Source organism: uncultured Maricaulis sp. (assembly GCF_905480005.1).
Taxonomy (GTDB): domain Bacteria; phylum Pseudomonadota; class Alphaproteobacteria; order Caulobacterales; family Maricaulaceae; genus Maricaulis.
Genome location: NZ_CAJQOO010000118.1, coordinates 1 through 24290, shown reverse-complemented (window position 1 = coordinate 24290; position 24290 = coordinate 1). Strand labels below are relative to the sequence as shown.

The 24290-nt window shown below is 63.6% G+C and carries 22 protein-coding genes, 1 tRNA gene and 1 riboswitch; of the genes, 14 read left to right on the top strand and 9 right to left on the bottom strand.

The features are described 5' to 3' along the window. The first annotated feature begins 88 nt into the window (after nucleotides 1-88). The 5 genes from QZ266_RS10335 to QZ266_RS10315 all read left to right on the top strand — a co-directional run bounded on the left by QZ266_RS10335 (nucleotide 89) and on the right by QZ266_RS10315 (nucleotide 5759). Entirely contained in the window at nucleotides 89-973 is an 885-nt protein-coding gene (locus tag QZ266_RS10335; protein ID WP_295694847.1) for a WecB/TagA/CpsF family glycosyltransferase, read from the top strand. A 33-nt stretch (nucleotides 974-1006) separates the two neighbouring features. Next, a riboswitch (cobalamin riboswitch) is annotated at nucleotides 1007-1200 on the top strand. Nucleotides 1201-1311: 111 nt separating this feature from the next. Beyond that, entirely contained in the window at nucleotides 1312-3210 is a 1899-nt protein-coding gene (locus tag QZ266_RS10330) for a TonB-dependent siderophore receptor (protein WP_295694844.1), read from the top strand. Beyond that, on the top strand, nucleotides 3146-4015 hold the full coding sequence (locus QZ266_RS10325; protein WP_295694841.1) for an ABC transporter substrate-binding protein: 870 nt from the start codon (nucleotides 3146-3148) through the stop codon (nucleotides 4013-4015). The genes QZ266_RS10330 and QZ266_RS10325 overlap by 65 nt, the downstream gene beginning before the upstream one ends. Continuing rightward, nucleotides 4012-4992 (top strand): iron ABC transporter permease, encoded by a 981-nt coding sequence (locus QZ266_RS10320; protein ID WP_295694837.1) that lies wholly within the window; start codon nucleotides 4012-4014, stop codon nucleotides 4990-4992. Before QZ266_RS10325 ends, QZ266_RS10320 begins: the two co-directional genes overlap by 4 nt. After that, nucleotides 4989-5759 (top strand): ABC transporter ATP-binding protein, encoded by a 771-nt coding sequence (locus tag QZ266_RS10315; protein WP_295694834.1) that lies wholly within the window; start codon nucleotides 4989-4991, stop codon nucleotides 5757-5759. Before QZ266_RS10320 ends, QZ266_RS10315 begins: the two co-directional genes overlap by 4 nt. Here QZ266_RS10315 and QZ266_RS10310 read toward each other — a convergent pair. The 3 genes from QZ266_RS10310 to QZ266_RS10300 all read right to left on the bottom strand — a co-directional run bounded on the left by QZ266_RS10310 (nucleotide 5752) and on the right by QZ266_RS10300 (nucleotide 7925). Continuing rightward, the gene (locus QZ266_RS10310) at nucleotides 5752-6840 is read right to left on the bottom strand and encodes an Mrp/NBP35 family ATP-binding protein (protein ID WP_295694831.1); all 1089 of its coding nucleotides are present in this window, start codon (nucleotides 6838-6840) and stop codon (nucleotides 5752-5754) included. The genes QZ266_RS10315 and QZ266_RS10310 overlap by 8 nt on opposite strands. Nucleotides 6841-6921: 81 nt before the next feature. Further along, nucleotides 6922-7833, bottom strand: coding sequence for a Stf0 family sulfotransferase (locus QZ266_RS10305; protein WP_295694829.1), 912 nt, complete (start codon nucleotides 7831-7833; stop codon nucleotides 6922-6924). 17 nt (nucleotides 7834-7850) lie between these two features. After that, nucleotides 7851-7925, bottom strand: a tRNA-Val gene (locus QZ266_RS10300). 323 nt (nucleotides 7926-8248) lie between these two features. Between QZ266_RS10300 and QZ266_RS10295 the strand changes: the two genes are divergently transcribed. After that, nucleotides 8249-11296, top strand: a complete 3048-nt coding sequence (locus QZ266_RS10295) for a TonB-dependent siderophore receptor (protein WP_295694826.1) — start codon at nucleotides 8249-8251, stop codon at nucleotides 11294-11296. Nucleotides 11297-11422: 126 nt separating this feature from the next. Here QZ266_RS10295 and cpdR read toward each other — a convergent pair whose 3' ends face one another. Then, a complete protein-coding gene (cpdR, locus tag QZ266_RS10290; protein WP_075188630.1) occupies nucleotides 11423-11788 on the bottom strand; it encodes a cell cycle two-component system response regulator CpdR in 366 nt (121 codons plus the stop codon). A 78-nt stretch (nucleotides 11789-11866) separates the two neighbouring features. Between cpdR and QZ266_RS10285 the strand changes: the two genes are divergently transcribed. The 3 genes from QZ266_RS10285 (at nucleotide 11867) to hisN (ending at nucleotide 14208) form a co-directional block, all read left to right on the top strand. Beyond that, nucleotides 11867-12802, top strand: coding sequence for an N-formylglutamate amidohydrolase (locus tag QZ266_RS10285; protein WP_367178237.1), 936 nt, complete (start codon nucleotides 11867-11869; stop codon nucleotides 12800-12802). Nucleotides 12803-12923: 121 nt separating this feature from the next. Further along, nucleotides 12924-13310 carry a helix-turn-helix domain-containing protein gene (locus QZ266_RS10280; protein WP_295694817.1) on the top strand — a complete coding sequence of 129 codons (387 nt, stop codon included), beginning with the start codon at nucleotides 12924-12926 and terminating at the stop codon, nucleotides 13308-13310. A gap of 64 nt (nucleotides 13311-13374) precedes the next feature. Then, nucleotides 13375-14208 (top strand): histidinol-phosphatase, encoded by an 834-nt coding sequence (gene hisN / locus QZ266_RS10275; protein WP_295694814.1) that lies wholly within the window; start codon nucleotides 13375-13377, stop codon nucleotides 14206-14208. On the opposite strand, the gene QZ266_RS10270 is transcribed toward hisN, so the two are convergent. Further along, a complete protein-coding gene (locus QZ266_RS10270) occupies nucleotides 14205-14873 on the bottom strand; it encodes a hypothetical protein (protein ID WP_295694811.1) in 669 nt (222 codons plus the stop codon). The genes hisN and QZ266_RS10270 overlap by 4 nt on opposite strands. Further along, nucleotides 14873-15811, bottom strand: coding sequence for a methyltransferase domain-containing protein (locus QZ266_RS10265; RefSeq protein ID WP_295694809.1), 939 nt, complete (start codon nucleotides 15809-15811; stop codon nucleotides 14873-14875). The genes QZ266_RS10270 and QZ266_RS10265 overlap by 1 nt, the downstream gene beginning before the upstream one ends. A 222-nt stretch (nucleotides 15812-16033) precedes the next feature. Between QZ266_RS10265 and QZ266_RS10260 the strand changes: the two genes are divergently transcribed. Beyond that, nucleotides 16034-16510, top strand: coding sequence for an Hsp20 family protein (locus QZ266_RS10260; protein WP_295694806.1), 477 nt, complete (start codon nucleotides 16034-16036; stop codon nucleotides 16508-16510). A 98-nt stretch (nucleotides 16511-16608) separates the two neighbouring features. Here QZ266_RS10260 and QZ266_RS10255 read toward each other — a convergent pair whose 3' ends face one another. The 3 genes from QZ266_RS10255 to gpmA form a co-directional block, all read right to left on the bottom strand. After that, on the bottom strand, nucleotides 16609-17910 hold the full coding sequence (locus QZ266_RS10255; RefSeq protein WP_295694803.1) for a pentapeptide repeat-containing protein: 1302 nt from the start codon (nucleotides 17908-17910) through the stop codon (nucleotides 16609-16611). Between the two features lie 71 nt (nucleotides 17911-17981). Further along, complete coding sequence (ribD, locus tag QZ266_RS10250; RefSeq protein WP_295694800.1) at nucleotides 17982-18605, bottom strand: bifunctional diaminohydroxyphosphoribosylaminopyrimidine deaminase/5-amino-6-(5-phosphoribosylamino)uracil reductase RibD; 624 nt, start codon at nucleotides 18603-18605, stop codon at nucleotides 17982-17984. After that, nucleotides 18602-19333 (bottom strand): 2,3-diphosphoglycerate-dependent phosphoglycerate mutase, encoded by a 732-nt coding sequence (gene gpmA / locus QZ266_RS10245; RefSeq protein WP_295694797.1) that lies wholly within the window; start codon nucleotides 19331-19333, stop codon nucleotides 18602-18604. The genes ribD and gpmA overlap by 4 nt, the downstream gene beginning before the upstream one ends. Before the next feature lie 368 nt (nucleotides 19334-19701). Between gpmA and QZ266_RS10240 the strand changes: the two genes are divergently transcribed. The 4 genes from QZ266_RS10240 to QZ266_RS10225 all read left to right on the top strand — a co-directional run. Then, nucleotides 19702-20670, top strand: a complete 969-nt coding sequence (locus QZ266_RS10240) for a KpsF/GutQ family sugar-phosphate isomerase (RefSeq protein WP_295694794.1) — start codon at nucleotides 19702-19704, stop codon at nucleotides 20668-20670. A 141-nt stretch (nucleotides 20671-20811) separates the two neighbouring features. Beyond that, nucleotides 20812-22506, top strand: coding sequence for a type I secretion system permease/ATPase (locus QZ266_RS10235; RefSeq protein ID WP_295694791.1), 1695 nt, complete (start codon nucleotides 20812-20814; stop codon nucleotides 22504-22506). Next, nucleotides 22506-23816 (top strand): HlyD family type I secretion periplasmic adaptor subunit, encoded by a 1311-nt coding sequence (locus tag QZ266_RS10230; protein ID WP_295694788.1) that lies wholly within the window; start codon nucleotides 22506-22508, stop codon nucleotides 23814-23816. The genes QZ266_RS10235 and QZ266_RS10230 overlap by 1 nt, the downstream gene beginning before the upstream one ends. A 10-nt stretch (nucleotides 23817-23826) precedes the next feature. Next, on the top strand, nucleotides 23827-24290 hold a 464-nt coding region (locus tag QZ266_RS10225), incomplete at its 3' end, for a TolC family protein (protein ID WP_295694785.1).

The following is a 24290-nucleotide window of genomic DNA, read 5'->3' as shown; positions in this document are numbered from 1 at the left end:
CAAGGCGTGCGGCAAAAGCGGCGCGGCTTTTGCACGGGTCGCGGGCAAGCGCGCGATCTGACGCGTATCGAGACAAGAGTGGTGCAACATGGTCATGGCTACGGGTGAGAGTTTCGTCGACCGGCGTACCGGTTCGCGACACGTGTGGTTCTTGAACTCGGCCTTCGACAAGATCAGCATGGATGTTGCCTTGCGCCGGATTACCGAGCGCGACGCGACGCGTCCGTTCGCCTTTGTCGTTACGCCGAATGTCGATCATCTGGTTCGTCTGGAGACCGACACTGTTCTGGCGACGCTGTACGCCCAGGCCTGGCTGACGGTTTGTGACAGTCGTGTCCTCGAGATAATCGGCCGGATTTCCGGCGAGACCATCGAAGTAACACCCGGCTCGGATCTGACCGAGCGCCTGTTTGACACGGTCATCGCGCCCGACGAGACGGTTACGGTGATCGGTGGCAATGCCGAGGTGATCGATGCGGTCCGGGCCCGCTATGGTCTGACCGATATTCGCTGGCATGAACCGCCAATGGGTCTTCGCGGCAATCGCGAGGCCGTGGAGGCCTGCGCGAAGTTTGTCGCCGATAATCCGTCGCGCTTCACTTTCTTCTGTGTCGGCTCACCGCAGCAGGAAATGATCGCCGAGGCCTGCCTTGACCGCGGTGACTGTACCGGCGTTGGCCTGTGCGTCGGCGCCTCGCTCGACTTTCTCGCCGGAGCGGCGCAGCGGGCACCGGTCTGGATGCAGCGCGCGCGCCTCGAATGGCTGCATCGCCTCGCCCAGGAGCCGGCGCGCATGTGGCGCCGCTACCTCGTTGAAGGTCCCAAGATCCTGTTGTTGTGGCGCCGCTGGCGCAAGACACGCCAGTCGATGCGCAAGCTCGAAAAGACCCTGGGTTCGCCCGAGCGGGTCAGGGAGCGCAATCTCCATATCCGCCTGCGTGATCTCGAACGCCAGCTGGCCGCGCGCGACTGACCCGTCTGCATTGCCTTTTGAACGGTCGCGACATAGCGTCCGCGCCGTGATGGTTCCCTCACGGGATTAATAGGGAAGCTGGTTCGGCCTCGGCCAAGTCCAGCGCTGTTCCCGCAGCCGTAGGCGGCGAGCGGTGGAGCATGATGCCACTGGGGGCGACCCTGGGAAGGCGCTCCATTCGCATTGACCCGCAAGCCGGAAGACCTGCCGTCACTGTCGTCTGTCCGCTCGTGCGGGAGCTCACGAGACTGGCGCGGTGATATCCGTTTCTGACGACTCCTCTGCAACCGCCGATGGCCGCTCCGGGCATCGGCCAGACTGCTATGGAGACGTGGCATATGCGTATCAGAACCCGGCACCAGCTCTGTCTGGCGGCCACCTGGCTAACAGTTCCAATCCAGCTTCATGCCCAAACCCCCGATCAGGAAGACGTGATCTATGTTACCGCAGCGCGGATCGCGCTGCCCGCCGAACAGGCGACGTCGAGCATCAGCCTGCTCGATGCCGACATGCTGGACGCGCGCGGTGCCAGCTTTGCCGCTGACGCCTTGCGCGCGGTCCCCGGCCTAGCCGTCTCGCGCTCCGGTGCGCCGGGGTCTCTGACCCAGATCCGGGCTCGCGGCTCGGAAGCCAATCATGTCCTGGTCCTGATCGATGGCGTCGAAGCATCCAACCCGTTCACCGGCGAGGCTGATTTCTCGCACTATGCATTCGATGACCTGGCCTCGATCGAGGTCGCACGAGGCGAGCAATCCGCGCTCTGGGGTGCCGATGCGATCGGCGGCGTCATTCGACTCAATTCGCGGCGTCCGCAAAACCGTCTTGATCTCGGTGCCCGCCTTGAAGGCGGGAGTTTCGACACGCGACGCCTGAGCGTTCAGGTCGGTGGCGAGATTGGTGATCATTGGCTGTCCGGCAGTGCCAGCGACTATCGAAGCGACGGTATTGATGTCGCTGGCCTTGGTGGCGAGCGGGACGGTTACGTCAACACGGTCATCTCCCTATCGGGCGGCTATCAAATCCGCGAAGGTTGGCAGCTGGAGGGCACGGCGCGCCGCATCGCGAGCGAGAGTGAATACGATAGCGATACCGACTTTGATGGCCGGTTGGATAATGTCGATCTGCGCACAGATGGCGACACTGTTCTGGCGCGGCTCGCCCTGCTGGGTGAGCAGCAATGGGGCGATGTCGGGCTCAGCCATGAAGTCGCGCTTCAGCTCACCGATGACACCTCACGCTCCCGGTTCGCGGGTGCGCAGACATCGCGCGCCCTGGGGCAACGCCTTCAGGCCCATTACGAGGTGACCGGAATTTGGGAGACCGGCCCTTATCAGCACCGTCTTACCGGTCTCGTCGAGCATGACCAGGACCGCCTGAAATCCTTCTCCGGTAATGGTGCCGGTTCCAATCAGACGCGTCGGCTCGAAGCCGATGCGCTGGCGTTTGACTATGGCCTGTCGCGCGGCGCTTTCGATGTGACCGGCTCTGTCCGGCATGATGTCCACTCCCTCTTCGCGGACTCGACGACCTGGCGGGTCGGTGCCGGATGGGGTTTTGATCCGGTTGGCGGCCGTCTGCGGGCCAATTTTGGCGAGGCGGTGAAGAATCCCGGCATCTATGAGCTATTTGGTTTCTTCCCTGATTTCTTTACCGGAAACCCGGAGCTGGCACCGGAAGAGTCCCGCGGTTGGGAAGTCGCCTGGGATCAGAGCCTGCTTGCGGGCGCGGCGGGCGTCTCGGTCGTCTATTTCAGCTCCGAGCTGGAGAATGAAATCTATACGGACTTCGGCGCGTTTCCGGCGACGGCGCTGAATGCGGCTACCCGCTCGGACCGGCGGGGCGTGGAAATGTCGGCCGCCTGGGATATTGACCCGGCCTGGTCGCTCTTCGCCTCGGTCAGCCTGCTGGAAAGTGAGGAAAACGGGGTCGCGGAAATCCGCCGCCCGGAACGCCTGGCCTCACTGACCCTGTCCTGGGCGCCGATAGATAGTCCCGTCTCGGCATCGGCGACGCTCGACCATACCGGTGATCAGACCGACACCGATTTCGGTACCTTCCAACCGGTCCGGCTGGAGGCCTATTCGCTTGTGGGTGGCCAGGTCGGATGGGAGGTCCGTGAGGGCGTCGAAATCTATGCCCGCGGGGAAAACCTGCTCGATGAGGAGTATCAAGATGTCTTCGGCTATCACACGCCGGGCCGCGGCTTGTATCTCGGCCTGCGTCTCTCTCATCGCTAGTCCGGCTCTGGCTGAGGACGGGGCGGTGCCGCAAAGCGGCATCGCCTCGACTTCGCTGTGCGCGGACGCCTACGTGCTGGCCCTGGCACCGGAAGGCGGGATCACGGCCCTGTCCTGGCAGGTTGATCAACCGGTCTCGGCGGCGGCGCCCTGGTCGCGCTCCTTGCCCCGGGCGTGGCCGGATGCGGCACGCCTGCTTGAGCTTTCGCCTCAACTGACCGTGTTCGGAACGGGCGAGGGAGGGCGCACTGCCCGGCTGCTCGAACGCGCCGGCCATGACTCTGTCGAGCTTTCCTGGGCAGACGATTTTGAGGGTGTGCGCAATAATCTGATCGCGCTTGGCGCAGCCAGTTCCCGCGAAAGCGAGGCCGATCTGGCTATTGCCGAAATCGACCAGCGTCTCGCGCGCCTGGCCGAGCGGGCGGCGGAGCGGCCGCGCCAGCCCCGCCTGCTCTATCTGAGTGTATCGGGTGGTTCGGCCGGTGCCGGAACTTATGTCGATGCGGCAATCAATGCCGCGGGCGGTATCAATGTCATGGCCGAGCGGGGGGCCGCTGGCTGGACGCGGTCCGACCCGGAACTGGCGTTGGGGCTGCAGGCCGATATCGTCCTCACCAGCTTCTTTGCTGACGGCTATGCCAGTACCTTCAATCGCGCCCGCCGGCATACCGCTTATCGGCGGCTTCTGGATCATCCGGACCGTGCTGAAATTCCTGCCGGTGTCTGGCCGTGCGCAAGCCCGCGCCTGATCGATGCGGCGGAGTTGATTGCCGATGCAATTGACGCCTGGGAGCGCGACCGATGACCCCGCTCAGGCTCAACCTCCTGCTTGCGGTGATCCTCACCTTGGTTTCCGCAATTGCCCTGTTTGCCGGTAGTGGCGGAGCCGGTCCGGCGGCGCTGATCGCGCCGGATGACGAGCTCGGCAGTCTGGTGCTGCGCGAACTACGCCTGCCGCGGGTCCTGCTCGGCATACTCGTGGGCGCAGGGCTTGGTGCCGCGGGTGCCGCCTTGCAGGGCTTTTTCCGTAATCCGCTGGCCGACCCGGGCATTGTCGGCGTGTCGGCGAGTGCGGGGCTCGGCGCGGTCATCTGTCTATATTTCGGCCTCTCCTCGCTTTTCGCGCTGGCCCTGCCTGTGGCGGGTGTCATCGGTGCGGCGTTCGGCGTTCTCGCCCTGTTTGCAATTGCCGGGCGCGGTGCCAGCGCAACCACGCTCATTCTCGCCGGTGTCGCGGTCAATGCGACCGCCGGGGCGGTCACCGCCTTGCTGATGAATCTTGCCCCAAACCCCTGGGCGCTGGCCGAAATCGCGTACTGGCTCATGGGATCGCTCGGCGATGCCAGCTGGACCGAGGTCGGTTTCGCGGCACCGGTCATTCTCACGGGTCTGATCGTCCTGGTGCCGCTGGCGCGCGGGCTCGATGCGCTGGGATTGGGTGAGGAAACCGCCCGTTCGCTGGGAATTGGTCTGGGTCGACTGAAGCTTGCAGTCGTGCTGGGAACAGCGCTGGCGGTCGGCGGCGGGGTGGCGGTCGCCGGTGCGATCGGCTTCGTCGGCCTCGTCGTGCCGCATGTCCTGCGACCGCTTGTGGCCTGGCGAGCCGGCGCGTTGATCCTGCCCTCGGCCCTGGGCGGCGCGGTTCTGATTATCCTGGCGGATCTCGCGACCCGTCTGCTCTCGGGTCCCGGCATTCCTCTCTATCTTGGTGTCCTGACCGCTTTGATCGGCGCGCCTTTCTTCCTCTGGCTTGTCCGTCATACGCAAAGGCGCGCACCATGACCCGTCTCGTCCTTGATGCGATTTCCTATCAGCCGGGTCGAGAGGCCCTGTTTGATGATGTCTCGCTGTCGTTCGAGGGACATGGATTGGTGGCGCTGGTCGGTCCCAACGGGGCCGGCAAATCCAGCCTCCTGCGTTTGCTGGCCGGACTGGTGGAACCCGCGCACGGGCGCGTGGCGCATGACGGGCACGCGCTCGCTGACCTGGCCGATCGTGACCGCGCGCAGGCCGTTGCCTATCTCCCGCCTGACGGGCGTGCGGCCTGGCCGATCGAGGTGCGTCGCCTGGTGGCGCTTGGCCGTATCCCGCATCTCAAACCCCTGCGCAGCCTGACCGATGCGGATCGGGCGGCTGTCGATGAGGCGCTTGCGAAGACGGAAGTCGCGCATTTGGCTGACCGGCGTTTCGACACGCTGTCATCGGGCGAGCAGGCGCGGGTGCTTCTCGCCCGGACGCTGTGTGTCGGCGCAGGCATTATCCTGCTCGACGAGCCGACCGCCGCGCTTGATGTGCGTCACCAGCTCGGCGTGCTCGATATTCTGGCGGCCGAGGCCGCGCAGGGCGCGCTCGTCATTGTCTCGCTGCATGCGCTTGAGCTGGCGGCGAGGCGGGCAGACCGGGTGGTCGTGCTGGATCACGGACGGGTGCGCGCAGACGGCACGCCTGACAGCGCGCTGAGGCCGGAGGTCTTGTCAGGGATATTTGGCGTCCACGCCCCTGATGGCCTTGAGGTCGGCGGATTGCGGTTGGCCGGGCCTGCTAGCTGAGGACGATTTCCGGCGTCGGCTTGTTGGCCTGCTCTGCAGCCTCGAGGGCCGCCAGTGCCGCCTTGCGGAAAGCCTTGCCGACCGGGCCGTCATCAAGCGCGGCGGGTTCGCCGGCATCAGAGCGGACGCGCAATTCCGGGTGCAGCGGGATATCGCCGAGATAGGTCAGGCCCATGCGCTCGGCCTCGGCGCGGGCACCGCCTTCGCCGAAGATATGGCTGCTCTCGCCGCAATGCGGGCACAGGAAGACGCTCATATTCTCGATCATGCCCAGCAGGGGGACATGGGTCTGCTCGAACAGGCTCATGGCCTTTCGGGCATCGTCCAGCGCCAGGTCTTGCGGTGTGGAGACGATGACTGCGCCATCCACCGGCATGTCCTGGGCGATGGCGAGCTGGGCATCGCCGGTGCCCGGCGGCATGTCGATGATCAGCACGTCAGGCTGGCCCCAATCGGTGTCCATCATGAATTGCCGGATCGCGCCCTGGACCATCGGGCCACGCCAGACCACGGCGGCGCCCGGCTTGACCACAAAACCCATGGAAACCAGCTTGACGCCATGGGCCTCGACCGGCTGCACGCCGGAATCGGTTTTGCGCAGGCCGGGGACGTCATTCATCCCGAACAGGCGCGGCGCAGAAGGGCCGTAGATGTCGGCATCCAGCAAGCCGACCTTCAGGCCTTCGCGGGCGAGGGCAACGGCGAGATTGGCGGCGATCGTCGACTTGCCGACCCCGCCCTTGCCGGAGGCGACAGCGATAATGCGCCTGGCGGGCTTTTGGCCCGGGGAAGCTGCGGCCTGTTTGGGTGCCGGTCGCCCGGCGGGCTTGGCAGACTGGCCATCGCGGTGAGCGGTCATCACGACCCGCGCCCGATCAATGCCGTCCAGCGCCGTAACCGCGGCTTCGATCTGCGGCTGCAGGCGATCGAGATCGGGCGAGCCGGCGACAGGCGGCTTGACGATGATGGTGGCTGTATCGCCTGCGATACCGGCCGCTTCGATGCGTCCGGCATCGATCAGGTCTCGCCCGGATTGTTGTTCGGTGATCGTCTTGAGCGCGTCGCGCAGCCGGTCTTCCATCACTCACTCCCTTGTCGCCTGCGAGAGATAGCGAGGCCGACCGGTCAGGGGTAGGGCGCACGCGCAGTTCACGCTGACGGGTCAGCTCATCGAAACGGGTGTATGGACAAAGGGGCGATGCATGACGAGGCCGGCGAGGAAATCCGCATCCTCCTCGCGATAACGGGCTTCCCACTCATCCGTCCGCGACGTGCCGACGCGTTCGATCGGACTCGCTTTCACAACGGGCGTCTCGGGCAAGCCGAGTGCATTCGAGAAGAGCCGCACCGCGCGTTCCGGCCGGGCCGTAATGTCTTCATAGTACAGCCGGATCGGTTCAATCCCGATGCGCCCGAATTCGCGCTCCCATTTCAATTCTTCATCCTGCATGAATTTGATCCAGTTGCGCAGCGCCAGCGTGTCATACAGCACGGCATCACGAACCGTGCGGGCATCATCGCTCATCTGGAAGGAGTGCAGGACGCCGGACTGGTGGGCGACATGCATGGAGATTGCCTGGCGCACAATGTTGCGGCGACGCAGGTAGAAATAGGTCCAGCTCGGGTTCAGCACGTCATGCCGGCGGGTCGCCTGGCGGCCCCAGGTCAGATGGGCGAGCGCCAGTTCGATACCGCTGACGCCGTTCTTCGACGCATGGCGCGCCATGATCCGGCGAAACAGCGTGTCCCAGTCACCGGAGCCGGTTTGGCGCGCCTGGTCTTCGGCCAGCGCGACCGCGAGCCATTCATTCGGAAAGCCGAATTGCTCGGTCTCCTTCAGGAGATGCGCGAGGAATGTACTGCCCGAACGCGGCACCAGGCAGATCGCGTAGGAACGCTTGATCTCCACATCGTCCAGCTTGAGCGGGTCGCCGCCCTGCTCCGCGCCTTCGGCCGCCAGATACGTGAACATCTCACTCATGGTCTGATAAGGCAGGTCGGCGGTCTCGGGGATCAGCGGCGACTGTGCGGCGCTGCTGATGCGGCCGGGAGAGGGCGGGTTGGCTTGTGTCATGAAAACCTGAGACTTGATGGTGGGCGATACTGGGATTGAACCAGTGACCCCTTCGATGTCAACGAAGTGCTCTCCCGCTGAGCTAATCGCCCATCCGTCTCAAGAGAGCCGGGGTTCTAACCCCACCTTCCGCGGAGCGCAAGCCGTCTCTCGCACCCGAGTTGCAGACCGGCAGGAATTCCCGTCCAACCCTGCGCGTGAACGCGGGAAGGCGCTGCATGGCCGAAGCGTTTCCCAGGCCTGACCAGCCTATGACTTTTTTGCAACAATTGAGACAGAAATGCGGCGATGCGGCGACTCCTGCTTTCATCCCCAACCCCGCTCCGACATAGTCCAGATAGGTAGGGTTTAACCCAGCCATCCCGAGTTCTGCGCCAAAGCAGAACCGGGAGACACGTAACAAAGGGGTACAATCGTGAGCAATATTTGGGATCGGGAGCGTCTTCTGCGCTCCACCATCCTCGCTGGCTTTGCTGCCGCCGGTCTGACCATCTCGCCGGCCTACGCTCAAGACCAGGACGAGGACGAAGACGAGCAGGCTGAAGAATCCAGTGATGATACCATTGTCATCACCGGTTCTCGTATCCGTCGTGATGCGTTCAGCTCGCCGGCTCCGCTTCAGGTCATCGACAGTGAAGAAATCCGCGACGCCGGTCTGATCGACGCCGCGCAAATTCTTCAGACGTCATCCGTGGCCCAGGGCGTCCAGCTCGACAACGCCATCGCCGGTGCATTCGTCACCGACGCCGGCCCGGGCTCCAACACCATCACGCTGCGTGGTCTCAATCCTGACCAGACGCTGCTGCTGATCAACGGCCGTCGTGTCGCTCCGTCGGGCGTTGAAGGCGCTCCGTCGCTGCCGAACCTCGACATCATCCCGACCGACGCCATCGCGCGCGTCGACATCCTGCTGGATGGTGCGTCTTCGGTTTACGGTTCTGACGCCGTTGCCGGCGTGGTCAACGTCATCCTGAACGACTCGTTCGATGGCTTCCGCGTTGGTGCCGTGACGTCTACGCCGGAAGAGTCCGGTGGTGGTTCGCACCGCTGGAACATGACGATGGGCGATTCTTCCGAGAACGGCCGTTTCATGTTCGCCATGGAATACTTCCACCAGCAGCGCCTGCAGGTTCAGGATCGTGACTACAACTACGATCCGACCGATGGCCTGTATTGCTCGCGCGACATCGAGATCGCGGCTGACGGCTCGCTGCTGTCCGAGTGTGAAGGCTCCATCATCAACCGGATCCGTACTTTCAACTACTATGTTGATGGTGCACCGAACCTGGCGTCCTACTTCGCCAACCCGGGTCTGTTCAGCACCGACGTGTACTCCACGCCGGGCATTTCGAACTTCGCGAACCCGATCCTCGGTTGGTCCACGGGCACGTCGACGGATGAGCAGAACCGTTCGTCCTACCTCGACCAGGCCACGGACGTTATTCCGGACAGCCAGCGTTACTCCTTCCTGTTTACGGGCGATTACACGATCGACCGCATCCTGGGTCAGGAAAACGTGACGGTCTTCACCGAGCTGCTTCACACCAACTCGCAGACGACCTACCGCTCCGGTTACCACGGTCAGATCTTCCCGACCGTTGGCGCCAGCAACCCGTTCAACCCGTTCGGCTTCGATGTTGTTCCGATCTTCGCTTCGCCGATCGAGCGTTCCAACATCGACGTGGAAACCCAGTACACCCGCTTCATGACGGGCGTTCAGGGCGACTGGAGCTTCGCTCCGTCCTGGTCGTACGAGATGTTCGCCGGTTACACCCGTTCGATGGGTTACTCGCGTCGTCCGCAGGTTGACGAAGACCGTCTGACGGCCACGATCGCCACCACCCGCGTTGAAGGCGGTGAGATCGTTTGTGGTTACGACAACTCCAACGTCACGCTGTTCGGCTTCCTGAACCCGGGCAATTGTGTGCCGGTCGATCTCTTCCACCCGAACCTGTACCCGCAAGACGGCGCGACTGCTCCGAGCTTCGGTACTCCGGAAGAGTATGACTTCCTGCGCATCGATCGTACGGCGACCACGACGGTTGACCAGCTGATCATGGGTGGTTTCACCACTGGTCCGGTCTTTGAACTGCCGGCTGGTGAAGTGAACGCCGTGATCGGTATCGAATGGCGTCGTGACTCGCTCGACTCCGGTACGGACACCGTGACCTCGCAGGGTCGTGCGGCTGGCTACTTCGCCGACCGTCGCTCTGTTGGCCAAGCGTCCCTGACCGAGTACTACGGCGAGCTTTCGATCCCGCTCGTTTCCGGTGCAGCGTTTGCCGAAGACATCTCCGTTGATCTCGCCGGTCGTCTTACCGACCACGAGTATTATGGTCAGAACTCCACCTACTCGGTGCGTGGTGCTTGGGTTGTCAATGACAGCCTGACCTTCAACGGTACTCTGGGTACGTCCTTCCGTGCTCCGAACCTTCGCGAACTCTTCCTGGGCGGCCAGACCGGCTTTGCCTCGGGCTTCTCCGATCCGTGTGTGGTTCCGACGGCTGCCAACAATAGCGGCACCTACGACCCGGCCAATGATGGTCGTGACCCGGTTGTGCTTGCGAACTGTGTGGCTGAAGGCGTCGATCCGACGGCTCTGGGCCTGAACGGTGTGTCCTCGATCGAGGCCTTCCGTGCAGGTAACCCGGGTCTCGAGCCTGAAACGTCTGACGCTTTCTCGGTCGGCTTTGTCTTTGACCAGCCGTTCACGGATGCGTTCGATGCGTCACTGCGCGTCAGCTACTGGGGTATCGAAGTCCAGGATTCCATCGCGATCCCGGGCACGGCCTTCTCGCTGTCTCAGTGCTACAACTCGACCAACTTCCCGAATGACCCGTTCTGTGCACGCCGTACGCGTGACTCGAACACCGGTCAGCTGCTGCTCGTTGACAACACACCGTTCAACGTTGCTACGCAGGAAGCTACGGGTTGGGACTTCAACGGTCGTTTCAACATGGACATCGATCTGTTCGGTGGCTTCAACTACGACATGAACGGTACGTTCACGAAGTCTGAAGAGATCCTGAGCCAGACCACGGCTGCTTCCGACACCAACAACTTCGTTGGTGACTGGGGTAACCCGGAATGGCGCGGTACCGTGAACAACCGCTTCGATTTTGGTGACTGGAACATCAACTGGCGCATCCGCTACCTGGGTGAGCAGGCTTCCATCTCCAACGTCGTGGGCGTCAACTACGGTGATCGTCTGCAGGCGGCTTCCGAGCTCGGTGGCGATGCCGTCGACAGCTGGGATGCGGTCTACTATCACGACCTTTCCACCAACTGGGAAATGGACACCTGGGGCATCACCGTCGGCATCAATAACGTGCTCGACGAAGATCCGGCTGTTGTTGACCAGAACGCTTCTGGCGCAACCCAGGGCTCTGGCAGTGAAGTGCTCGGTTCTGGTTACGACCTCCTCGGTCGTCGCCTCTACGTCAACGTCCGCAAGGCCTGGTAAGTCCCAGACCTTCGACGACAAGGATCGGGGCCGCCTTCGGGCGGCCCCTTTTCTTTGTGCGCCGCCAAAAAAAAACGCCGCCCGAATGGGCGGCGTTCTTGTCTGATCGTGTCGCTCGTTGGCGGGTCAGGCCGCCATCACACGGGCCACTTCATCCACCAGCTCACGCAAGTGGAAGGGCTTGGACAGGACCTTGGCATTGGTTGGCGCACCGGATCCCGGATTGAGGGCCACGGCGGCGAAACCGGTGATGAACATGATCTTGAGGGCCGGATCGATCTCGGCAGCCCGACGGGCCAGCTCGATACCATCCACGCCCGGCATGACGATATCTGTCAGAAGAAGATCAAATTGCGCCGGTTGTTCACCGATCGCATCCAGGCCTTCCTCGCCGTCCGAGCACACCAATACCTCATGCCCGGCGCGCTTCAGCGCCTTGGCGAGGAAGTCGCGCATCGAGTCATCATCTTCCGCGAGAAGAATCTTTGCCATCTTGGTTCCCACCCTTGCGAAATCTCAACGTGAGCGCACCCTAGACCCATCTGGTAAAAACGCCCTGAACGCGCGCACATGCTTGACCAGCGAGATGCAGCTGACCACTGTTTATCAATGGCAACCCCGATTCCAACCTCGTTCGCCACGGAGGCAGGCCAGCGGCCGGAGCCCGGCAGGCGGGTCGTCCGGATTGGGCGACCACCAGAGAATTTGGCGCGCCCACTCATCCTCGCCTCACCGCATTCCGGTAGAGATTATGACGATGAATTGAGTCGTTCAACAAGACTGCCTGTCGAATTTTTGCGACGATCCGAAGACGCCTATGTCGACCAGCTCATTGATTTCGCGCCGGAATATGGGGCCGGCTTCGTCTGTGCGGAGTTTCCCCGCGTGTTCGTGGACGTGAATCGCGGGCCCGGCGAACTGGACCCGGGCATGTTTGCCGATCGGGTTCCGGACAAGGAGATAGCCCCCTCCCGCCGCGCGGCATCAGGGCTCGGCGTTATCCCGCGGATCGGAGCGGAGGGGCGGACGCTCTATCGACGACGGCTGAGATTCGCCGAAGCCAAGAACCTCCTGGCGCGCTTCTATCATCCCTATCACGCCGCCCTCCACGATGAAGTCATGCGGTTGCGGGACCGATTCGGCTCGGTGATCCTGGTGGACATGCATTCCATGCCGGCCCTCAGCGGCCGCGGCGCGGATATCGTCCTGGGTGACCGATTTGGAACCTCCTGCCGCGAAGCAGTGTCTGACACGGTCGAGACGCTCTTCCAGGACCTCGGATTCGTCACAGTTCGGAACAATCCCTATGCCGGCGGCTTCACCACCGAGCATTACGGACGCCCCATGGAGGGCGTGAATGTGATCCAGATCGAGATCAATCGCGGTCTGTACATGGACGAGAACCGCGTCTTGTTACGCCCCGATCACGCGGATTTCATTGCCAAAATGCGCAGGTTTGTCAGTGAATTGGCCGGTATCGACTGGGTATCCCGCCTACAGCCTTAATCATGCCCATTTCAGGGGAAGACTGGTGCTTGCCTTCGCCCGGCACGCGCTTTGCTCCCCTGTGAGGTGTGCGTCCCATAGCGGCGCATTTTGAGACGCGAAGATTAGGCGGCGAGTAGTTATGACGAATGATATCGACCTACATGTGGGTAAACGGTTGCGCCGCCGGCGCCGCCTTCTGGGCCTGACCCAGCAGCAACTGGCCGAATCGGTCGGTATCCGTTTCCAGCAAATCCAGAAATACGAGTGCGGGGCCAACCGGGTCAGCGCCAGCCGGCTCTTCGAGCTGGCTGAATCGCTCGATCTGCCGGTGCAGTACTTCTATGAGGGCCTGTCCAAGCGCGACGAGATGCATGGCGACGAGACGCTGGCAGCTGATGTGCTCTCCCAGAAGGAAACCGTCGACCTGATCCGGGCCTATTACCGCCTCGGTGAACGTCCCCGCAAGCGCTTGCTCGAACTGGCCAAGTCGCTCGAGCCGGAAGAGGCGGCGAACGACGCGGCCTGATCCTTTTCAGGATTGGTATCATGGCGTCTGGCACCGGCCCGCAGGCCGTGCTAGGCGCCTTGCCATGTCTGATCACGATTTCCAGGCCGATCTTCGGATTGCCCACGCCATGGCGGACGCGGCGCGCGCCGCCATAGCGCCCTATTTCCGGACCCGTCTGGATATCGAGAACAAGTTGAGCGCGGGCTTCGACCCGGTCACCCAGGCTGACCGCGCATCCGAAACGGCGATGCGCGAGCTCCTGTCCCGACAGGCACCGCAGGATGCCATCCTCGGTGAGGAATTCGGTACAAGCGCAGGCACGGGCACGGGCACAGGCTCAGGGACAGGCCCAGGCACCGGCGAGCGTCGCTGGGTGCTTGATCCGATCGATGGCACCCGCGCATTCATTGCCGGCCTGCCTACCTGGACTGTCCTGATCGCGCTGGAAGTGGCTGGCAAGCCGCTTCTCGGCGTGATTGATCAACCGCATATCGGTGAACGTTTCTCCGGTTGGCCCGGTGGCGCGCATTACAGCCGCGCGGACGTTTCACAGCCCCTCGCTGTCTCCACCTGCCGGGCGCTGGATCAGGCCATTCTCGCCAGTACCGATCCCTATCTGTTTGACGGGGCCGAGCGTGACGCATTCGAGGCTGTTCGCAGTGCGACTCGCCTTTGCCGGTTCGGATTCGATGCCTATGCCTATGCCATGCTGGCATCTGGCGGCGTTGACCTGGTGGTTGAGAGCGGCCTTCAGATCTATGACGTTCAGGCCCTCATTCCGGTGGTGACCGGCGCGGGAGGCGTGGTCACGAACTGGCGTGGCGGCGATCCGTCAGCTGGCGGCCAGGTGGTCGCAGCGGCCAATCGGGAGCTTCTTGAGCAAGCCCTCGAGCGGCTTGCTCCAGCGGCTCTCTAACTGTCCAGCAAAACCCGAAACGGTCTGTCGCCGAGCTCGATCCGTGTGAGATTGCGCATGGATCGGTCGCGTGGGCGCACGATGATCCGGTTTTCCTGCGCCGTCAGCGCGCGGCTCGACCCGTCTGCCATGATCGCTGTTGCGCTGGGTGCCGGTCCGTCGAACACAAAGATCAGGGTCCGGAAATTCGGCGCGAACAGGGCCGCCACGCCAGCCGCTTCGCGCATGGCGTGATTGGCCTGGCCGAGTGCCAGATTGAGGTCTGCCACCGCATAGTCCGGTCCACCGGGCAGAATGGCCTCGAACTGCATGTTCAAGGACATGCCGCCGCCTTCCTGATTGATGAAAACGGACGGGGCATTGGCCAGCGTCTCGGCGTCCGGACGGTGGGTGATGCGCCCGCGTCCATCAATCGCCAATGAGACCCGCTCCCCGTCCTGCTCGTACCACATCTCGATCTCCGCTGGCGGAATCCCGTCCTCGGAGGCGACCGTGTAGGTGAGGCTGAAGTGGGTTCGACGCTCTGCCTCGATTTCAAGATAGGTCTCTTGGTGCGGGTAGAAGCGCGGAAGCGGGCCGGCTTCCCGTTCGACCGATTGCCCGACGGCAATCGATGACAGGAAGCCGGACAGCACACTTGCGATCAAAAGAACGCAGGAGCGCATTACTCGCTCGTTTCTTCCGTGACCGGCTTGCGGAAGAGCAGGGTCATGCGGTCGCTTTCACCAATGGCATCATAGGATTCCCGGTCCCAGTCGGCAGCCAATTCGCTACCCTCGGGCGGGTTGCGGCGTACCGGCGGAAGGGTCCAGACGCCCAGCGGGTGGTCCGCCGTGTCGGCCGGATTGGCGTTGATTTCGGATGCGCCGACGAACTCGAAACCGGCCTCCTCGGCAAGCGCGATGACATAGGCCTGCTGGACATAGCCGTTCGAGGCGCCCGGGTCCTGTTCGCGGGTAGAGGGGAGGCGGTGCTCGACCACGCCCAGCACGCCGCCCGGACGAAGCACGGTGTGGAAGTCGGCCAGGGCACGTTCGGTGAAACCGCGCGACATCCAGTTGTGGATATTGCGGAAGGTCAGAACCGTATCAACCGACCCGGGTTCGAGCGCGAGTTGGGTATTCACATCGAAGTCCACCGTCATCACGTCGCCGTAGAGCGCGGTGTCTGCGACCATCTCCTCAAAGGATGCGCGGGAGCGCCGGCGGTTATTGCTGGCGGAGTCCGGGCTGAAATGCGCGGCGACATACTGGCCACCATTCGCACTGATCCACGGCGCAAGGATGTTGGTATACCAGCCGCCACCCGGCCAGATTTCAACGATCGTTCCGCTCGGATCGACTTCGAAGAATTCCAGTGTTTCGCGCGGATTGCGCGACGTGTCGCGTTGGCCGGTATTGCCGCGCCATTCGCCCGCCATGACGGCGGTGATCTCGGTAAGGTCGGGAGCGGCTGGCTCTTCCGCGACGGTTTCCGCGACCTCGGAAACGGTGTCGGTCATGGCTTCGGTGTCCGGACTGTCGACGGATTCTTCGGAACCGCCGCTGCAGGCAGCGAGAATGGCCGTACCGGCGAGAAGCGCGAGCAATTGAGCGTGACGCATGTTGGAAAACTCCTGTGTGTGACGGGCAATTGGTAGCCAAGCGCGAGCGCTTGCGCAAATCCTGAATGCGGGGGGTTGCGGACCCGGAATTCGCTACCCAAATAGCATGCACGGGTCGCCAAACGGGGCCCGCAAGACCAGCCAGGATCCTTGTGATCTGGCTTTGTTTCAATCGCCCGGCTCGCCGGGCCTGTTTATCGCTCTGAAGGAGGATGGACTGATATGCGAACTGTTGATTTCACCCCGCTTTACCGCTCGATCGTCGGCTTTGACCGGCTTGCGGACATGATGGATTCGGCGACCAAGATCGAGTCTCAGGGGTATCCGCCCTACAATATCCAGCACGTCGCTGATGACGAGTACCTGATCGAACTGGCAGTCGCCGGTTTCGGTGAGGAGGATCTCGTGGTCCAGGTGCAGGAAACTGTCCTGACCGTTTCCGGCAAGAATGCCGAGAAGTCGGACAGCGATGATCGCCGCTTCCTGCATCGCGGGATTGCCGAGCGGTCTTTTGAGCGCCGTTTCCACCTGGCCGACCATGTCGAAGTGGCCGATGCCGGGTTGAAGAACGGGCTGCTTCAAATTCGTCTGGTCCGAGAAGTCCCGGAAACGGCCAAACCGAAGCGGATCGATATCAAGTCCGGCGTTGGGTCAACCCGCGCTCAGCTGATCGAGGGTGGCAAGACCAAGGCCGCCTGACCCGTCGCTGACGGACTGAATTCCCCTCCGATTGTCCTTCAAGGCGGTGAGCGCAAGCTCGCCGCCTTTTTCTTTGCGCATTCGGAGTGTCGGACGTGTCAGGCGGCGTTGAAGTCAACCGCGCCGTCGACGGAATCCACTTCATCGACGAAGTCCTCATCAACCTTCGCGCCGGTAAAGCAGGAGCCGTTGAAGCTCGCCTTCTTCACATTCGTCCCGTTGAGGGTCGCATAGGAGAAATCGGCACCGCTTGCCTTGATCTGACGCAGGTCAGCGCCCCGCAGATCCGTGTAGCGCGCGCGGACGCCGGCGATGGAGGCGGGCAGCAGGCGATTGCCTTCGAGAAGCAGTGGTCCGAGCTGGCAGTCGCGAAGGTCGGCATTGGACAGATTGGCACCGGTCAGATCGGCTCCACGCAAATCCGCGCCGCGCAGGCTGACCATGCGCAGATCGGCCTTTTCCAGTCGGGCACCCTGCAATTGCGCCCCTTCAAGGTCGAGGCCGTACAGGGTCGCACCGCGCGCATGAAAGGCCGTCAGTGTCTTGCCGGCCAGTGAGTTCAGCCCCCGAAGGTCGGTACCGTCAAACAGGGAGGGCTTGCCCTCCTTGCCATTGGTGTCGCACCACCGGACATGTTCGGCGATCTGGTCGGCAACCGGTTGCTCGAGCTCCTTGGCGTCAATGCCGACCGGTGTGCTGGTCAGCGCTCCGTCGGTATTCATGCCCTGTTTCTTGGCCATGACGGTCTTGGTGCCGATCAGGACAGCATGGGTGAAATCTGTATCGGTCAGGTCGGCGCCGGAAAGGTCGGCCCCTTCCAGGTTGGCGCCCTGGAAAGAGGAGCCGCGCAGATTGGCCCGGATCAGTCGTGTCCCGAGCAACATGGCGTCGGTGAAGTCGGCCTTCTGGGCCGCAATGCCCGCCATTTTGGAGCGCGACAGGTTGGCCCCGGTGAAATTGGCGGTGCCGGCGTCATTCTCCTGGGTCTTGTGGGTCAGGACCGCCAGACCCTTTTCCTTGTCCATCTGGGCGATCGCACCTTCGCGAAGATCGGCTTCGGTCAGATCCGCGCCGGTCAGATTGGCGCCACGCATGACCGCACCACGCAGATCAGCGCGGCGCAGGGAGGCGCCCTCCAGATTGGCGCGCCGCAAGTCTGCCGCAAAGAAAATCGCGCTGTTGAGCGTGCAACCGGACAGAATGGTGCCGCGAAGGACAGCGCCGCTGAAATCAGCATCTGACAGGTCGCGATTGGCGAGGACCAGATCTTCCAGAATGGTGTAGGCGAAACTTGCCCGCGCGCCACCGGAACGGCCGGACCACAGACGCTCGTGTCGCGCACAAATGGCGTCGACTTCGTCCTGCGTCAGCGTCTTGTATTCAATCTTTCGGCCCGTCATCGGCGCGGTCCTGTCGGTGTCATTATACAGGCGGGCACCTTACAGGAGGAGCGTTAACAGCCAGTGTGCCATCAGTCGGGCAGCGCAGGCAGCCAATTCCGGCCGGCCAGCGGATGGTCCGGCGCAATGCAGATGCGGTTCACGCCGGCACGGCCATGCGCCTTGAGTTCTTCTTCCGCGGCTTCGATGGTTTCCGCCCGGAGTTCAGCATCATAGCCATGGGCGCGGTCATCAACCCGGACCTGGGGGAGGCCCGTCTCCAGACGTTGGAAGAAGCCGGCATAGAGCGCGTGAGCGTCGGCCCGGCCTGGTCCGATTTCGGTTGCTATGGCGGCGGCCTGGAGCATTGCCACGCCCTTGCCAGCCACGTGCGGGAACTCATCCCGGCACGCGATGACGACGCGGGTGATGCCGGCATCGATCAAGCCCTGGGCGCAAGGCGGGGTCTGCCCATGATGGGCGCAGGGCTCCAGGGTGACATAGGCCGTGGCTCCGTTCGCCGCATCGCCCGCCCTGTCCAGAGCGACGCGTTCGGCGTGCGGACGCCCGCCATCGCGGGTCGATCCGGTGGCGAGAATGCGCCCGGTCTTGACCAGGACACAGCCTACGGCGGGGTTGGGCGCCGTGCGGCCCTGCTGGGCCCGCGCGAGCGCCAGCGCCAGGTCCATGTAACGTCGGTCGTCGACCGTGCTCATGCGCCCGGAAGCGGCGGCAGGGATTTGGCGCGATCGGGATCGAGATAGCGGGCCGCCGTGATTTTCAGCCCGTCATCCTCGAGGTCGATCAGGAGCGGATTTCCGGTTGGAACCTCGATTTCCATGATGTCGGAATCGGACACGTCGAAAAGGAGTTTGACCAGGGCGCGCAGGCTGTTGCCGTGCGCCGCGACGACCAGGGACTCGCCCTTCTGAAGGCGCGGCAGGATGTCGGAGCTCCAATAGGGTTCGACCCGGTCGAGCGTCGATTTCAGGGATTCCGAGGCCGGCAGCATGTCTCGCGGGACATGCGAATAGCGCGTGTCATTGACCGGGTGATAGGCGTGATCTTCGGTCAAGGGCGGGGGCGGCGTGTCGAAGGAACGGCGCCAGATCCTGACCTGTTCATCGCCATGCCTGGCCCGGGTTTCATCCTTGTTGAGCCCGGCGAGGGCCCCGTAGTGACGCTCATTGAGCCGCCAGGACTTTTCCATGGGGATCCACAGGCGATCGAGCCCTTCGAGGGTGAAATTAAGCGTCTTGATGGCGCGCTTGAGCACGGAAACGAAGGCGTGGTCGGGCTTGAAGCCGGTTTCGGCCAGAAGGTCGCCGGCCCGCTTCGCCTGGGCAATGCCTTCATCGGTCAGGTCGACATCCACCCAGCCGGTAAAGCGGTTCTGCAGATTCCATTCGCTCTGGCCGTGCCGAATGAGGGCGAGTTGCGGCATGTGTCGACTCCCAATTGGTCCCTGTTCGCGCAGCGATAGCCCGGCAGAGCCTGCGGGGCAAGACGCGCACAGGGGAGGGCACAGGTTCAAGATTTTGCTTAGGCTTCGCAATCGGGTTGTGTTATAAAACGAGTGCAGGTTTCCGGGGCGGGCCTGGTTCTTCAACGAACCCACACACAAGGCATGACTCATCCGCCCCGACTAGCGGCGACCGGATGTGAGGCTCTTCTCCGTCCCCCAAGGGCCAGGCGCATCTTGCCGCACTAGCCGCGCACGTCTCTTCCCCGGACGTGCGCGGTTCTGGTATGGGGTCTCCCGATCCGGCGTCGTATTGTTCTGACCGCGCGGGTCGATCGAGAGGAGACGGCATGTCCCAGAATGATTCCGTGCAATCCGCCCGCCGTGTCATCGCAACGGAATGCGAAGGCATGGTCGCACTCGAGCAATCAATCGGGTCCGACTTTGCGGAAACGATCGAGCGACTCAGCCGGCTCGAGGGTCGCCTGATCTGCGCCGGTGTCGGCAAGTCCGGCCATGTTGCGCGGAAGATCGCTGCGACGCTCGCATCCACCGGGACCCCGGCCTATTATGTCCACCCGACCGAGGCCAGTCATGGCGATCTCGGCATGATCGCAGCCAGCGATGCGGTCCTCGCCCTGTCCAAATCCGGCGAGACAAAGGAACTCGGCGATCTGATCGCCTATTGCCGTCGTTTCGGCGTGCCGCTGATCGCGATGACGGCGCAGCCGGACAGTACGCTGGGCCGGGCCGGCGATTATCGCCTCTTCATACCGGCCGCGCCGGAAGCCTGCGGCGAGACCCGGGCTCCGACGACGTCCACGACGCTGATGATGGCGCTGGGTGATGCCCTGGCCGTGGCTCTGCTCGAGACTCGCGGCTTCACCGCCTCCGACTTCAAGACCTTTCATCCGGGAGGGGCGCTCGGCGCTGCGCTCGCCAGCGTTGGGGACATCATGCATGCCGGTGACGCAGTTCCATTGATCGGGGCCGATGCCCCGATGAGCGATGTTCTCATCGAGATGACGACCAAGAGTTTTGGCTGTGCCGGAATCGTCGATGAGGCGGGCAAGCTGGCCGGGATCATCACCGACGGCGATCTGCGCCGCCATATGGGCGCCGGCCTGGTCGATCAGCGTGCGGGGGACGTGATGACCGCGGACCCGCGCACCGGAGAGGCGGGCATGCTCGCCGCGGATGCCCTGCGCCTCATGACTGCGGGGCAACCGAAGATCATTCAGCTCTTTATTGTCGATGACGCCCGGCGACCGGTCGGGATCCTGCATTTGCACGACTTGCTGCGTGTCGGGCTCAAATAGCGTTCAGTTTCTGCACACAACCCCGCGTCAGCGCTGGTGAAATCATGCTTCGGGCGCTATCTTCCCAACCGGAGGAAGCGTGACCCGTCCTGCACCCGCAAGGTGCAGGGGATTCGGCATGCCGCCTGAGTGGGAGTAAACATGCAAGAACCACTAGCCCTGCAAGTCAGGCAGCGCCTGCGCCCCTATATCGCGGGCCTGGCCGGGTTTTCGCTTGCCTCGAATATCCTGCTCCTGGTCTCACCGCTCTACATGCTGCAGGTTTATGACCGGGTTCTCTCCTCGGGCTCGATCGACACATTGATCTGGTTGTCCGTGCTCGCAGTCTTTCTGCTGGGTGTCTATGGCGCCGCGGAAGCCGGTCGCCGCCGGGTCAGCGCGCTCGCCGGCAAGGAGCTGGACACCTTGTTGATGCCCCTCGCATTCTCGCGCTTCGAGACTGATTCCGGCCAGCCGCATCTGGCCCGAGACCTGGGTGCCGTACAGCGGATCCAGACGGCTCTGCAGTCCGGCAGCCTGATGCCGTTCGCGGATCTGCCATTCGCGCCGCTTTTCCTTGTCGTGCTTTTCCTGATCCACCCGGTGCTCGGGGCGATCGGTCTCGTTGGTGCCATCGTCGTCTTCGCGGTGGCTGTGACCGCCGAATTGACCACCCGCCAGGCCGGGCAATTCTCCCAAGGCGCCCTGCGCAGTGCCGGCGAGTTCGCCACCGGGCTCGAGCGCCAGCGCTCGGCGATGGCGGCAATGGGTCTCGTGCCGGCGGCCTACCGCCGCTGGCGGGCCAACCAGGAGGCCGGTCAGGGTTTCTCGCTCGACGCGGCCAAGCAGGACGGCAAGTTTTCCGCGATCTCCCGATCGACCCGGCAAGTGCTGCAGATCTGTGTTCTGGGCGGCGGGGCCGCGCTGGCGCTGAGCCAGGAGATCTCGCCCGGTGCCATTGTTGCGTCCTCGATCATTCTGGCCCGGACACTGGGCCCGATCGATCAGATCGTGGGCAGCTGGCGCAATACGATCCAGACCTGGACTGCCTGGAAGGATCTGATGGAGCGCCTGGACGGAACTGAAGCCGAGCCGCAATACACGCCATTGCCGCGCCCGGCGGCGGACCTCAAGCTGGACCGGTTGTCAGTCGTGGTTCCGGGCGCTGAAGGACCGCAAATCCGGCCCTTCAGCTGGAGCGCGAACGGGGGGCAATTGATTGCCGTGACCGGTGGAAACGGGGCCGGCAAGACAACCCTCCTCCAGACCCTGGCCGGCGCCTGGCAGCCGGGCTCCGGAACCATCAGCCTTGGCGGGCGTAATCTTCACGACTGGCCGGGCCCCGATCGCGGTCGCCATGTCGGCTATGTCCCGCAGGACGTTGAGCTCTTGCCGGCGACGGTTGGTGAGAATATCGCGCGGCTTGGCGAAGCCGACAGTGACGCCATCATTGCTGCGGCGCGGGCCGCCGGGGCTCATGAAACCATCCTCGCCTTGCCCGACAGCTATGATACGCGGGTCGGACCGGGCGGCACGCATTTGTCCGCCGGCCAGCGTCAGATGATTGGCCTGGCCCGGGCCCTGTATGGCGATCCGGTTCTGCTTCTGCTCGATGAGCCGACGGCCAATCTGGATGCGGCCGCGGCGCCGGGCCTGGTCAACGCCCTGCGCCAGGCTGCCGAACGCGGCGCGATCATTCTCGCCGCCACCCACGACCGGCGCGTGATCGAACGCGCCACGACCGTGCTGCTGGTCCGCAATGGGGATGTCATGGCGGCGCCGGCTGAACAGTTTCTCAAATTGGCCACCGGGCCTGGCGCGGGCGGTCAGGCTGTTGGTCGCGGAGGGGCAGCCTGATGGCAGACAGTAATCAGGGGCCGAGCCTTATGGGCGACAGATTCGTGCGGCGCGCGGCCTTGGTCTGCCTGATCGGACTTGGCGGTTTTCTCGCCTGGGCCGGCTTTGCCCCGCTCGCCGAAGGCGTTCCGGCGGCTGGCCAGATCGTGGTCGAGGACGACCGCCAGGTCGTGCAGCACCTCGAGGGCGGAATTATCCAGGAATTACTGGTGCGCGATGGCGACCATGTTGAAGCCGGCGAACCCCTGTTGACCCTGCAGGAGACGGCTTCCGAGGCGGCACGGGATGAATTGCTTCAGGAAATGGCCACCTTGACCGGGTCGCAACAGCGCCTCGCTGCCCTGCGAGACGGGCTCGACGAACCAGACTACTCGCCGCTGGATGCGCTTGATCTCACCGTCGCGCAGCGCGACGCTGTCGTGATGCGCCAGAGCGATCTCTTCCGCCAGCAAACCCAGTCATTCCAGGCGGACATCACCGTGTTGACCGCGCGTCGTGACGGTGCCGCGTCCTCACGCGAGCTGCACGCCCAGCAGATCCGCGTCACGCAACGTGTGCTCGCAGCGGCCGAGGACCAGGTTTCGCTCCTGCGCGAGCGGTATGAGCGCCAGATGGCAAGGCTCGACGAATTGCGGGCGATGGAACGCGACGTGGCGACGCTGGAAGCCGACATTTCCCGCTTGCGGACCGAAGCCCAGCAGGCGGCCACGCTTGAGGAAGACCTGACCGGCCAGATCGCGCAGACCGAGGCTGCCTTCTCGCGCCAGATCTCTACCGACCAGCTCGAAGTCCGCAGTCAGCTGGAACAGGCAACCGAGCGTTTGTCCGCCGCCCAGGATGTTCTCAACCGATCCGTCGTCCTGGCCCCCCAGGGCGGGGAGGTGCTCAATCTGCGGTTTGCCACGCGCGGAGGTGTCGTCCGGCCGGGCGAGGCGATTCTGGAAATTGTGCCGGCTGCCGGCGAAATGACGGCATCGGTGCGGATCCAGCCTGCCGACCGCGCTGCTGTTTATGAGGGGCAGGCGGTCCGGACCCGCGTGACGGCCTACAAGAGTTGGATGACGCCGCGCCTTGATGGCGAGGTGATCAGCGTCAGTGCCGATCTCAAGACCGATCAGAATACGGGTGTTTCCTACTACGAGGTGCGTATTCGCATACCGGCTGACCAGGCGGCGCGTCTGGGCGAGCTGGATGTCATTCCCGGCATGCCGGTCGAGGTGTTCATCTTCTCCGGCTCGAGCCGGACCACGCTGGATTATCTCCTCGAGCCGATCAGCGAGTCGCTTTTCCGCGGCGCCCGGACCGGGTGAGCCCATGTTGATGTGTCGTGTCCTTCCCACCCTGCGCTGCGCGGTCCTGATGGCCGGGCTCGGCGTGGCGGCCGTTTCGGCGCCCGCTCAGGCGCAGGTGCAAACCCGGACGGGCGAGTGCCTGTCCTTCACCCATGCGCTGCAGATTGCCGCCGAGCGAGCGCCGGAAATTGCCGGCGCCATGGCGCGCCAGAACGAGGCCGCTGCAGATTATCGCGAGGCGGAGTCCCTGCGTCTGCCCCAGGTTTCAACCTTCGGCCGTTCCGCGTCCGGCGACAGCGGGCTGACCGGCAGTCAGATCGAGAACCAGGTCGGTTTGCGCCTGTCACAGCGTTTGTGGGATTTTGGTGATTCCCACTACGCCATGGCGGCGGCCAGCAGCACGATCGACCAGCGGGCCTATGAGCTGCGGGCTCAACAAAGCAATGCATCCGGACGGCTGGCAGACGCGTATCTGACGCATCTGGAGGCCGA